The sequence below is a fragment of the Marinisporobacter balticus genome (assembly GCF_004345705.1).
GTDB lineage: Bacteria > Bacillota > Clostridia > Peptostreptococcales > Thermotaleaceae > Marinisporobacter > Marinisporobacter balticus.
On the sequence record NZ_SLWV01000018.1, the window covers coordinates 42,233 to 54,593 of the forward strand.

General features: G+C 30.4%; 11 protein-coding genes. 5 read left to right on the top strand and 6 right to left on the bottom strand.

Annotation, left to right across the window (positions count from 1 at the left end; translation table 11 throughout):
- Positions 1-19 precede the first annotated feature (19 nt).
- A complete protein-coding gene (gene pepF, locus EV214_RS12290) occupies positions 20-1,846 on the bottom strand; it encodes an oligoendopeptidase F (RefSeq protein ID WP_330571307.1) in 1,827 nt (608 codons plus the stop codon).
- A gap of 190 nt (positions 1,847-2,036) precedes the next feature.
- Here pepF and EV214_RS12295 point away from each other — a divergent pair, with 190 nt between their 5' ends.
- Together EV214_RS12295 and EV214_RS12300 are read left to right on the top strand one after the other, a co-directional pair.
- Positions 2,037-2,375, top strand: coding sequence for a hypothetical protein (locus EV214_RS12295; protein ID WP_132246211.1), 339 nt, complete (start codon positions 2,037-2,039; stop codon positions 2,373-2,375).
- Between the two features lie 11 nt (positions 2,376-2,386).
- Positions 2,387-3,679: a [Fe-Fe] hydrogenase large subunit C-terminal domain-containing protein gene (locus EV214_RS12300; protein ID WP_132246213.1), complete on the top strand. Its 1,293-nt coding sequence runs from the start codon at positions 2,387-2,389 to the stop codon at positions 3,677-3,679.
- A 280-nt stretch (positions 3,680-3,959) separates the two neighbouring features.
- On the opposite strand, the gene EV214_RS18770 is transcribed toward EV214_RS12300, so the two are convergent.
- Complete coding sequence (locus EV214_RS18770; protein ID WP_165916356.1) at positions 3,960-4,112, bottom strand: hypothetical protein; 153 nt, start codon at positions 4,110-4,112, stop codon at positions 3,960-3,962.
- A gap of 372 nt (positions 4,113-4,484) precedes the next feature.
- Between EV214_RS18770 and ytvI the strand changes: the two genes are divergently transcribed.
- The 3 genes from ytvI (at position 4,485) to EV214_RS12315 (ending at position 8,867) form a co-directional block, all read left to right on the top strand.
- On the top strand, positions 4,485-5,552 hold the full coding sequence (ytvI, locus tag EV214_RS12305) for a sporulation integral membrane protein YtvI (RefSeq protein ID WP_132246215.1): 1,068 nt from the start codon (positions 4,485-4,487) through the stop codon (positions 5,550-5,552).
- Positions 5,553-5,940: 388 nt separating this feature from the next.
- On the top strand, positions 5,941-7,875 hold the full coding sequence (locus EV214_RS12310) for a type I glutamate--ammonia ligase (protein WP_132246217.1): 1,935 nt from the start codon (positions 5,941-5,943) through the stop codon (positions 7,873-7,875).
- A gap of 137 nt (positions 7,876-8,012) precedes the next feature.
- Complete coding sequence (locus EV214_RS12315; RefSeq protein ID WP_165916357.1) at positions 8,013-8,867, top strand: mechanosensitive ion channel family protein; 855 nt, start codon at positions 8,013-8,015, stop codon at positions 8,865-8,867.
- Positions 8,868-8,973: 106 nt separating this feature from the next.
- On the opposite strand, the gene EV214_RS12320 is transcribed toward EV214_RS12315, so the two are convergent.
- The 4 genes from EV214_RS12320 to EV214_RS12335 form a co-directional block, all read right to left on the bottom strand.
- The gene (locus tag EV214_RS12320; protein ID WP_330571308.1) at positions 8,974-10,059 is read right to left on the bottom strand and encodes a putative NPN-dependent ornithine cyclodeaminase; all 1,086 of its coding nucleotides are present in this window, start codon (positions 10,057-10,059) and stop codon (positions 8,974-8,976) included.
- A 193-nt stretch (positions 10,060-10,252) separates the two neighbouring features.
- A complete protein-coding gene (locus EV214_RS12325; RefSeq protein WP_132246223.1) occupies positions 10,253-11,203 on the bottom strand; it encodes a hypothetical protein in 951 nt (316 codons plus the stop codon).
- 22 nt (positions 11,204-11,225) lie between these two features.
- Complete coding sequence (locus tag EV214_RS12330; RefSeq protein ID WP_132246225.1) at positions 11,226-11,672, bottom strand: GrpB family protein; 447 nt, start codon at positions 11,670-11,672, stop codon at positions 11,226-11,228.
- A gap of 87 nt (positions 11,673-11,759) precedes the next feature.
- Positions 11,760-12,218: a GNAT family N-acetyltransferase gene (locus EV214_RS12335; protein ID WP_132246227.1), complete on the bottom strand. Its 459-nt coding sequence runs from the start codon at positions 12,216-12,218 to the stop codon at positions 11,760-11,762.
- Positions 12,219-12,361 lie beyond the last annotated feature (143 nt).

The following is a 12,361-nucleotide window of genomic DNA, read 5'->3' on the forward strand; positions in this document are numbered from 1 at the left end:
TCGTAGTATCCCTCATGTTTTATGAAAGCATTTTTTCCATTTCATCTACCAACTTTTTAAAAACCTTTAGTGCATGATGTATAGGATCCGTTGTTGTCATATCTACACCTGCTCCTTTTAAAAGATTAATTGGATAATCTGATCCTCCTCCTTTTAAGAAATTTAGATATTTCTCTACTGCCACATCTCCTTCTTTTAAAATCTTTTGGGATAATGAAATCGCAGCAGAATATCCAGTAGCATATTTATATACATAAAATGCATTATAAAAATGAGGAATTCTTGCCCATTCCATTTTGATTTCATCATCAATCACGACATCTGGTCCATAATACAATTTATTCAAATCTACATATATTTCACTAAGATTCTCAGGTGTTAAAGCTTCTCCATTTTCTAATTTTTCATGAATGATTTTTTCAAACTTCGCAAACATAGTTTGTCTATAGACAGTTCCTCTAAATTGTTCAAGATAATGGTTCATGAGATACATCTTTTTATTTTTGTCTTGGGTAGTTTTTAGTAAATGCTCCATAAGCAAGGCTTCATTTACCGTTGATGCAACTTCTGCAACAAATATTGTATATCCACCATAAACATATGGCTGATATTTGTGAGAATAATAAGAATGCAAGGAATGCCCCATTTCATGGGCAAGGGTAAACATATCATGAGCAGTATCCTGATGATTTAACATTACATAAGGTGGACTTGAATAGGTTCCAAATGAATAAGCGCCACTGGTCTTTCCTTCATTTTCATATACATCAATCCATCCCTCATTAAATCCTTTTTCAAGTATTTCTATGTAATTTTTTCCTAGAGGTTTTAACCCTTCTTTCACTTGTTTTTTCGCTTCCTCATAAGGTATTTCTAGTTCTATTTCTTTTACAATCGGTTTATATAAATCATACATGTGAAGTTCATCTACCCCTAGTGCTTTCTTGCGAAGTTTCATATATCGATACATGGCATCTAAATTTTCTTCTACCGTTTCAATTAAGTTATCATAAACAGATAAAGGAATATCATCCCCGTCTAGTGATGCTTGGAGCGCTGATTCATATTTTCTTACCTTTGCATAAAAAACATCTTTTTTGACACTATAATTTAAAGTAGATGCAATGGTATTTTTTTGTTTTTCATAAGCACTATATAGCGCTTTAAATGCATCTTGCCTTACCCTCCTATCGCTACTTTCTAGAAATTTTATATATCTACCTTTCGTTACCTCGACCGCTTCATCATTTTCATCCATAATCGAAGGAAATTTTATATCCGCATTATTAATCATGCCAAATACATTTTTAGGTGCTGCAGCCAATTCCCCCATTTGGGCTAGAATTTGCTCTTCTTCTTTCGATAGAATATGCTCTTTTTGTCGAAGCAATTCTTCTAGATAGAAAGTATATAATCTTAAATTTTCATTTTCTTTTAAAAATCGTCTAATTTTTTGTTCTGAAATACTTATGATTTCTGGTACCATAAAGGATAAGTTACTTTGTACTTCTACCGCCAATCCTTGTGCTTTATCACTCATAGCCTGATATTTGGTTACCGTATTATCTTCATCTTTGCGCATTCTTGCATATACATATACATTCTCTATCTTTTGGGAAATTTCATCATTCAAATGGAGTGCACCAAATAAATTTTCTGCACAATCCCCTAATTTACCAACGTATTTTAGCATTTCCTCTACACTTTTTCTTACATCCACTATATCATTTTCCCAAAGTTCATCACTTTCATACATCTTCTCTAGCTTCCATTTAAAATTTTCAGGTATATCTTTTCTTTTTAGAATTTGTTTTTGTTTTTCCATATTATTTTGTGGTAAAACCACATCCTCCTCTCATATTTAGCATTTCATATCTATCTTAAATCTTTTGATTCTTTATTAAATATTATACCCATATTATCATATTTTTCCAACCACCACCTGTCTACCATATTATTGTTAAATAATAAACTTTTCCCAAACTGTTTTACATATCCTAAACCTATAGTATAATGTTTTTATTGGAGGTGTTTATTTGAAATTATCAGAAATCATAGCTATTCTTTCTGCAAAATCCTATACAAACAATGTAGATTTGAATCTTTCTATCGCGTCCTGCAGAGCCTCTGATTTATTAAGTGATGTTTTAAGAAATCCTATAGATAATTCTATTTTACTTACAGGATTAATCAATACGCAAGTCATACGAACAGCAGAAATAATGGATATTCTAGTTATTGTTTTTGTTCGAAATAAAAAACCTTCCAAGGAGATAATGCAACTTGCATTAAATAATGATATCATCTTACTGGGTACTGAGTACAAACTGTACGAATGCTGTGGCTTGTTATATAGTCATGGTCTACGTAGTTAGGAGTGATTGATATGGATGAACATTTCCACTCTGTTATATTAGAAGAAGATAAATGTATTGGTTGTACAAATTGTATTAAACGATGTCCTACAGAAGCAATCCGAGTAAAAAATGGAAAAGCAAGAATCATAAAGGAAAGGTGTATTGACTGTGGTGAATGTATTCGTATATGTCCACAACATGCAAAAAACAGTATCACCAATCCTATAGAAAAAATAAATGATTTTAAATATAAGGTTGCCCTTCCTGCACCTACTTTGTTAGGTCAATTTAATGAGGATACGGATCCTAGAAAAATTTTATCTGCATTAAAATCCCTTGGATTTGATGATGTATTTGAAGTATCTAGAGGTGCTGATATTGTATCACATTATACGAAAGAATTATTAAAAACAGCCTCTAAATTTCCACTAATTTCATCAGCATGTCCTGCTGTTGTACGGCTCATACAAGTTAGATTTCCTAGCTTAATTGATCACATTATCCCAATTGAATCTCCTATGGAGGTAGCAGCTATGCTTGCAAGACAAAAATCCGCTCAAAAAACTGGTTTATCTCCAGAAGAAATTGGCATATTCTTTATTAGTCCCTGTCCTGCAAAAATAAGTAGTGTGAAAAATCCACTAGGAAATACGTATTCAGATGTAGATGGTGTAATTTCTATTAAGTCCGTATATCCATGTATTCAAAAAAATCTTAAAAAAAATCTACAAAGTGAAGAAACTGAATTTTATAACTCTGGTAAGGCGATCGGTTGGGCAAGATCTGGTGGTGAAACTTATTCTCTCAATATAAAAGATTATCTATGTGTTGATGGCATAGAAAACGTCATCAAAATATTAGATGAAATTGAAAATGGTAAATTAAATGATATTAAGTTTGTAGAATGTTTAGCCTGTATTAATGGCTGTGTGGGGGGTTGCTTAACAGTTGAGAATGGGTTTGTAGCAAGAAATAGAATTAGAAAACTTTCCCAAAAATACATGCAAAACAAAGAAATTCAATTAAATAGAACCATTCAAGATTTCTTGTTAAAAGAAAAAATTCTTCCTAAAAATGTTCGAAAATTAGATGATAATATTATGGAAGCAATGAAGAAAATGGAAAAAATAGATTATATTTATGATCTGTTACCTGATTTAGATTGTGGCGCATGTGGTTCTCCTTCCTGTAGAGCTCTTGCTGAAGACATTGTTTTAGGCTACTCTGATTTAGATGATTGTATGATTCTATTTAGAGATAAAGTCAATGCGTTACTTTTAAAAAATAATAATGATTCAAAAACAAAAGAGAATGAGGTGTAATTTTAAAAATTTCACCTCATTATGCATTTAATAAATCTTTTTCTAGTTTATTTCAATTTTTATTATTTTCATCATCCTCTTAAATTTTGGAATTATAAATAAAAGCCTCATATTTTTCCATCTATTACCTGCTAATTTTTTAAATAAATCCTTTAATTGTTTAATGCTAAAATCTTTGAAATACTTTAGGATCTTCTCCTAAAACATAAATCTGTATCTTCTTATCCGTATCAAATGCTTTTATATTAAATGTACTTTAAATACCTAGTTTTTACTAATTTTATACTATTTTGATGACTATGTAATCTTCTCCAAATGTTTTTTTCACTTTATAATAAAGTGATTTCCCTACATCATCTGTAAAAATCCCAACTTCTTTATTCATTTTTAAAAAATAATCATCCGTATCCTTAAAAATAATCTTCTTTTTCATACTCTCCCCCATTAAAATTTATATTTTCCTCAATCGATAATGATAGTCATTATTATATCATATTTTATTATATTTATGTCATTCTAAAATTTATTCACTTAGATTTATATCTTTAAATTAAAATAGCTTGTAAATGATAAAAAACATTTACAAGTTGTTGATTTAAGTAATTTGTACAGAGGTATGCCATATCACATGTATTTCTCAAAAAAGCAGTACTTTAACACCCACATGTTTATACGCAAACTATAATATCAAACATATAACCGATCAAATAAATTTTCTTATTCTAAAAAAATACAGATTGTCTTTTGTAGTATTGGATTTTCATAAAACATATAATTATATATAAATTGAATTAGAGGTGTTATTATGAATAGTCCTTTTGAAAAGTATCTACCTATCTTATCTAGAATCTTTATTATATGCTTTATTGTCTTAGGAACATATTTTATGTCTACAACCTTTATATTCTATATATTGCCTTTTATAATTAGTTGGATCCTGTCGTCTGTTCTTGAACCTGTGATTCTTTTTTTTACAAAATACTTAAAGCTTTCTCGTAATACCGCTACATTTATTGCTGTATTATTTTCTATTTTATTTATGGGTACCCTCATTGCACTCATTGGTGGCATGATCATTATTCAATTAACGAAGCTCTCTATGGAACTTCCTCAGTATTCAAGAAACCTGTATTTTCACAGCAATCATCTGACTAAGAAGTTAGAACACTTATATATACAATTGCCTCCTGATATTGCCCAGTCTATCATCAATGGCATCAATGGACTTTTTCAAAATTTAACAACCATTATAGGAAAATGTATTTCTTCTTTGCTAAGCTTCATTTCAGCTATTCCAGGTTTTTTTATATTTTTATTGGTAACCATAATGGCCACTTTTTTTATAGCACGGGATAAACCTAAGATCAAAAAATTCATTATAGCCCAACTTCCTAAAAATACAATTTCTAAAAGTAGAATCATAAAACAAAATCTATTATTTGCTTTAACAGGCTATATAAAAGCTCAATTTATTTTAATGTTCATAACCTTTGTAGAAAGCACAATAGGGTTAACAATTATAGGTATTGACTACGCTGTACTCATTGCATTTTTTGCTAGTATCATTGATGCACTCCCTATATTAGGAACAGGCTTTATATATGTTCCGTTAATATTATTAAAATTTTTAACACATTCTTATGACCAATGTCTTCACCTAAGTATATTATATGGTATCATTATCCTGGTAAGACAATTATTAGAACCCAAGATTCTAGGCAATCAAATAGGTCTTTATCCACTTGTTACACTCATATCTATGTATGTTGGACTAAAACTATTTGGCATATTAGGATTACTGATCGGTCCCATCTCTGTAGTTATTTTTACCACATTTCAAAAAATCGATCTCCTTCCTAAATGGAAAAATTGACTCTATTCCGGAACATTTTTGTTTTTTTTACTCGAATTGTTCGTTTTTACAGTTTGTATATTTATTCATTCGTATGTATTTAAATTTAATTTATTCATGAAATATGCAATTTTAAAATACTACTAAACTCAATTTTCTCATCCTTCAAAATATATTTTTCATTTGTCTCTATCTACACTTAATAAATGTAATTTTACACATCCACTTATAAAGTGTTACGAATGATAGGTTTTAAACTAGATTCCTATTTTGAAATTTTCTAACTCGTTTAAAACACGTTTTTTATCAATAATAAAAAATATTTTTTTTGATTTATTCCCCTTTACAAAAAAAATATTTATGCTATAATTATTCGATATAGTGACAATTCAAACAAAGAGGTGATCCTATGTCAAAAGATGTTTTATGTTCTGAAATTGATAAATTATTATTTTTACTTCCTGCATCACAACATGAGCCGGAAGAAATTATCTCCCTATTGGGAAAACACCCTGAAATAAAATTTGTTTCATTGGTAGGTGTAGATTTAGGTGGAAATGATACGGATGAAAAGATACCAGTAGCTCTATTTTTAAAAGATCTACATACCTTTTTAGCTCATGGTGTTCAAACAGATGGTTCTAGTGTAGTCCTTCCTGAAATCGCTACATTAAATAATGCACAAGTTGATATCATTCCTGACCTATCTGTTAACTGGTTTGTTGACTACAATTTTGACCATATAGACGAGCATACGAATCTTCCTACAGGAACCCTTAGAATTCCTTCTTTTCTCGTTCACAATGAAGTAATGGTTGATTCCCGTTCTATTTTATTAAATGCTGTAAAACATTTTAAAACCCAAATACTTTCCCTTATGAAAAACCACCCTTATGTCTTAGCATCCTTAGGGTTATCATCTGTTGATGAAATTGAAGACGTTATATTGACTTCTGCGACAGAACTTGAATTTTGGGTGAAAACACCAGATGATAAAGCAGATGTAGAACAACTTTCGACTTCTCAAGTATTAAAAGAACAATACTGGAAAAGGACAATCGGTCCAGTTCGTACAGCCATGGAACAATCTCTACTATATCTAGACTCTTATGGATTAGAATCAGAAATGGGACATAAAGAAGTAGGCGGTGTAAAAGCGAAACTTACAGGTAACGGAAATTTTGATCACATCATGGAGCAGTTAGAAATTGATTGGAAATATAGTAGTGCATTACAATCCGCTGATAATGAACTCATTGCACGTGATGTAGTAAAAGATACTTTTATAAGAAATGGCTTGGAAGTTACATTTATGGCAAAACCAATCGAAGGGGTTGCTGGTAACGGAGAGCATACTCACGTTGGTGTATCTGTAAAACTCAAAAATGGAAAAATGAAAAATATTTTTGCGCCACTTGATATGAAAAAAGAGTTTATGAGCCCTATCGGTTTTGGTGCACTTATGGGTCTATTAAAAAATTATAAAGTAGTAAATCCTTTTGTTACATCTACAAATGATGCTTTCAATCGTTTAAAGCCAGGTTTTGAAGCGCCTATATGTACCGTATCATCATTAGGCCATGCACCAAATTCTCCTTCACGTAATAGAACTGTTTTGGTAGGTCTTATACGCGATATGTCAAATCCAATGGCTACTCGATTTGAATTGCGAGCTCCAAACCCTACAAGTAACACTTATCTAGTCATTGCTTCTATATATCAAGCAATGTTAGATGGCATAAAAGCTGCTTTAGAAAATAATAAAACATCTTTTGAATTAGAAGCAGCACTTTCAAAAAAATCTGGAGAATCTTGTTTTTATCTCGAAAAAGATTTTGCTTATAGAAGCGAAGAAGAAGTTTTCGAAGATTTTACAGAAGAGGAAAGAAATGCTTTGTTTGGAAATCCACCCGCTACCGTATGGGATAACCTAGTACATTTTGATAAGTATCCAGAAAAAAAATCTGTTTTACTTGAAGGAGATGTTTTTAATGAAGCAATCATTAATTCCTATAAAGTGGCTACTTTAACCCAGTGGACAACAGAGCTGTATAACAGAATTATCCTCGAGAATATGGAAATTGTAAGAAGCTGTAAAAAACTACACAAAAGCGAAGATGTATCTGATTTAGATGTAGTAAATTGGGAAAAAATCAATTATTTAAGATTTGATTTAATGAAAGATAGCTTAAATAAAAAATCTTTATTTACTCAAATAAGAGAAGCTATTGATACACAAGATTATGTGACAGTTTCTATCCTTCAATTAGAGATGCAAAGCAAAATAAATGAACTGAAAGATTTATATATAATCTATAAAAGAAATTTGTTTGAATTTAACTAAAGAACAACCCCACTATGATCGTTATCCCCTTCATAGCGGGGTTGTTTTTTATAAAAATTTTTTTAATAACAAGAATAGGGCATCGAATCATTGTAGAAAATACTAATGGATAAAAAAATTTCATGAGAGGTGAAAAGATGGATTTATCATTTTTAAAAAATATTCGATTTACAAATAATATTAAACCTTTTTTCACTTCATTAGTCATTGTTTTTATATCTTTTTGCTTAATTCGATTTGTCATGTTCCTTACGAAGAAAATTATTCACATTACAAAATTCAATGAAGAACGTGAGATGACAATTAAAAGCATCGTCGACTCATTATTTGCTTATTTCATTCTCACGCTTGCAATTCTTAATATTTTAAGTGAATTTGGAGTAATAAAAGAATCTACAATCCTAACAGGCGCTAGTATTATTACTGTAGTTGCAGGTCTTGGTGCACAAAATCTCATAAAAGATATTATTAATGGTTTTTTTATTTTATTTGAAAGACAAATGAAAGTGGGCGACTTTGTCAGCATCAATGAGCAGTATCAAGGAACCGTCGAAGAGATTGGCCTTCGCTCCACAGCCATTCGAGAATGGTCTATGAGAAAGGTATACATTCCCAATGGACAAATCAAAACCTTAAAAAATTTTTATAAGGAAAAAGCAAGAGTGATCATAGAGATTATTGTTCCTTTTGAAGAAGATCATCCGTTGGTAGAGCATACGCTTAATCATGTTTGTGCATATATTAATGAAAAATATGAGGATAAATTATATAAGATTGGCAATGTAAACTATTCAGAATTTAGCCTCTTAGGGGTTGTATCCTTAGACGGAAAGTTAGGTGGAGCAAAATATATTATTATCGGTGTAGTGAATCCTCATTTTCAGTGGTTTTTGAGAAACAGAACTTATGAATATATTCTAAGCGCTTTTAAAGAAAATCATATACAGGTTGCTTATCCTAAATTTCTTTTGCATGATGATGCATCCTTATAAATAGTAAGCAACAGCATCATTTCCTTTTATTTTATATTTCACTACATATACCTATGCCATGTTCAAAACGCGGATGTATTTTACATCGTCGTTTTAAAATGATGGTTTAATCTATTAAATGATCACTTAATTTACCTAAAAAGTCTTGTATATTTGCAACAATCGTTGTTACCTCTAATGTTCCTCTATCTCTTAATTTGTTTAGTACAAATTCTGAAACATCTACAGCATAAATAAAAACAGGTCTTATCTCTTCATCTACAATGGTATAAGAAGGTGTCATATTGCCTGCAGCAATCGTATGCAGTTGTGTCGCTAAACAAATCAATGTGGTCGCACGTTTCGCATGGTTTCTCATTGCATCTTGGGCATCATATACATTTGCAAACACACTAGGAAGCGGGCCATCATCTCTTATGGAACCTGCAAGTACTAAAGGAACATTATTTTTTACACAAGAATAAACAATCCCCTCTTGTATGTCTTCATTTTCTATAAACTTCTCGATAGAACCTGCATTTCTAGCTTTATTAATGGCATCAAGATGATGATAATGTCCATTATGCTTTGAATCTTGATCACGAATATCTTGTCCTAATGCTGTATGAAATAATGCCCCTTCAAGATCATGGGTCGCAAGGGCATTTCCTGCTAAAACTGCATGGGCATATCCATTTTCTATTAATGCTGACATAGCCCTCCTTGATTTATAATCAAAGGATACCGCTGGACCTAATACCCATACAATATTTCCATTTTCTTTCTCATGTTTTAAAAGTTCAAATAAATCCTCATAATCTTTTGAAAAAGCGGTCTCTCTAGATCTTCCACTTCTAAATGCAAATACATCTTTCTCTCCCACTTCTTTAACAAATCCATTTGCGTGTAGATAAATGCCTTCACTTCCATCTTCTGTTCTTCCTATAATCACTTTATCTCCAATACTTAAATTTCTAAATTCTTTTGTCTCAATTCTAGATTCACCTACTATTACTGGTGCACAATCCATTCGACTATTCTTTGTGAGCATCCACTCTCCATTAACTTTAAAATATTCAGGATACATAGAAGTTATATGATAATTTTCTGGTGCAACCCCTTCTTTTTTTACATTCGCTACACGAACATTTGGCGCTGACTTAAATTTCTTATTGTTAAAATCAGGTTTTCTATATTTAGGTAATTCAAACATAATGATACTCCTTCCTTATTTCTTAAGACAAATGTTGTCATTTTTATATCCTTTGATTTAAACATGTACCATTTCTCAAAACCTTGTCGTTATTTCGAATTATTTATCACATATTGTTAAACTATTAACTATAATATCATAACTCTATTCCTTCTATCAAGTCTTATTCTCTTCATCTCTAATTAAAATATGCTTACCTAAATTTCACTTCTTCTTCTTTTATATCTTTTAAATAAAATTTTCCACTGACATTATAAATAAAATATGTAGTATCATTGATTCTTTTCATTATTTCTTTAATATCCCCTTCAAACTCTATAGGATAATTTTTTTCTAAATCATTTATTTGATATTGTAGGTCTTGAAATTCTTTCGATTCTTTTATTGTATTAATAAATTCTATATATTTCATATTTAAAAATTCATTATGATCTTGCTTTAAAAACTCTCTAAATGCATTCGAATGAAAATCTTTCTTAATTTTCTCTTGTAATTCATCTTCTTTATATTTTAGTGAAGCCGTATTTATAGTTATATAATCTCCAATAACTTCAAATGAATTATCTACACTAATAAAATGATCTAGCACAAAATATCTATCATCTGTCTGTTTGGCTTTTTCTTTTACCTCACCATTTTCTATAATCTTAATCTTTTTACCTACAGCCATCTCATTTTGAAGTCCTCCGTCATAAGATATTTCGTAGTAAGTACCATCAGCTAAATATACCCCTTTATTTTCAATCCATGAAAAAACAACACAATCTTTTATAGGAATTAATTTATCATTTTTTAAATCATATATACTATCAATAACATATACATAATTACTATCTTTACTCCATTGAATTTTATATTCATCAAAACTCCATATAGAATATGGATTTGTAGTAATATCTCTGTAGTTTTCACATATAACTTTTTTACCATTATGAGATACTAAAATTAATTTTTTATCTTCAGTACAGTAAATTTCTTTCTCTCCATCTTGAGATTGACTGATTTTGTATCCATCTATATTTTTGCTTATATCCATGCCATTTGGTACTTGTTTTACATTCTCTGATTTGTTACATGATGTTAACAATGTAATTATCATTATTAATATTATTAGATTTAATATCCATCTTTGCATTTTATTCATATTTTTCCTATTCCTCCAATACTCATTTTCTTGGGTTATATTTGTCACCATATTCTTCTTTCGCCTTTTCTGTATATTTAAGAATTAAATCAGATTTAGCATCTGTATATCCATCTCGGTCATGCTCATATTTCTCTATCAGACTTAATTTAAGCTTACCGTATTCGTTAGCAACTTCGCCATGTTCTATAAGGTAGTCTCTAAAATATAATTCATTCCAGTTATCATAGTATCGAACATGCAAGTGATATACTTTTTCTGCAAATCCTTCTTTTGTATATCCTTTATTAAACGCCATTTTCACATATGGATTTTTTTGGGATGACATCAATATCCAACCATTATGTAATAGGATATCTGTTAATTGTTCAATATTGCTTTCATTATCTATTTCCAATAAAATATCGACTATTGGCTTAGTGACGTCAATCTTTCCCGAAACAATAATTTTCCGATGTCTGCTAAGGATCTGTTATAGGAAGTGATGACTCTTTTCACCTCTATAATCCTTCGAATACATTAGAAAATTACTCACTACATTAACTAAAAATTATGCTCATTTGGTGAGATTTATTTCATATATTTTAGAAGGCTCTCCATTGGGGTAAAAACCTTCTTCGATATAGCGGAAACCATTTTTTTCATAATATTCATTTAACTCAGTGCAAAGATAAATTCTCTCAAATCCTTCTTTCTCAGCTTCTTTCTTTACCTGCTCAATCAGTAAAGCTCCCAATGCTTTTCCACGATAATCTTTTTCGATATAAAGCGAACATAACCATGGAGATAAGTCTGTTCTACTTATAAAATCATGGTCTATCAATCCTATACAACCGACAATTTTCTTATCACTTTCCAGCAGATACCAATATGGCACAGGCTCCTTGGTGCTTACACAACCGAATATACTATCTTCATATAATTGGTAATTAGTTTCGTTTCCCCATTTACTGTGAATATATTTTGCAGCAACTTCTTTATAGTCACACTCCTGCCTTACAGAAATAATTCTCATTTGTATTCTCCTTCTTGTTATATAAATAATCTTTGCTTGTCAATTTTCAACAAATACGTCACAAACATGTACCGTGAGCTGACCAATAGTTTTATAAAGACTCTCCACTTTGTTTTCATAGGCAATTTTTTCTAATACAAAAG

Coding starts and splice junctions, on each gene's coding strand:
- EV214_RS12300 (WP_132246213.1), top strand. CDS start 2,387: ATGGATGAACATTTCCACTCTGTTATATTAGAAGAAGATAAATGTATT.
- EV214_RS18770 (WP_165916356.1), bottom strand. CDS start 4,112: ATGAAAAAGAAGATTATTTTTAAGGATACGGATGATTATTTTTTAAAA.
- ytvI (WP_132246215.1), top strand. CDS start 4,485: ATGAATAGTCCTTTTGAAAAGTATCTACCTATCTTATCTAGAATCTTT.
- EV214_RS12310 (WP_132246217.1), top strand. CDS start 5,941: ATGTCAAAAGATGTTTTATGTTCTGAAATTGATAAATTATTATTTTTA.
- EV214_RS12315 (WP_165916357.1), top strand. CDS start 8,013: ATGGATTTATCATTTTTAAAAAATATTCGATTTACAAATAATATTAAA.
- EV214_RS12320 (WP_330571308.1), bottom strand. CDS start 10,059: ATGTTTGAATTACCTAAATATAGAAAACCTGATTTTAACAATAAGAAA.
- EV214_RS12325 (WP_132246223.1), bottom strand. CDS start 11,203: ATGAATAAAATGCAAAGATGGATATTAAATCTAATAATATTAATAATG.
- EV214_RS12335 (WP_132246227.1), bottom strand. CDS start 12,218: ATGAGAATTATTTCTGTAAGGCAGGAGTGTGACTATAAAGAAGTTGCT.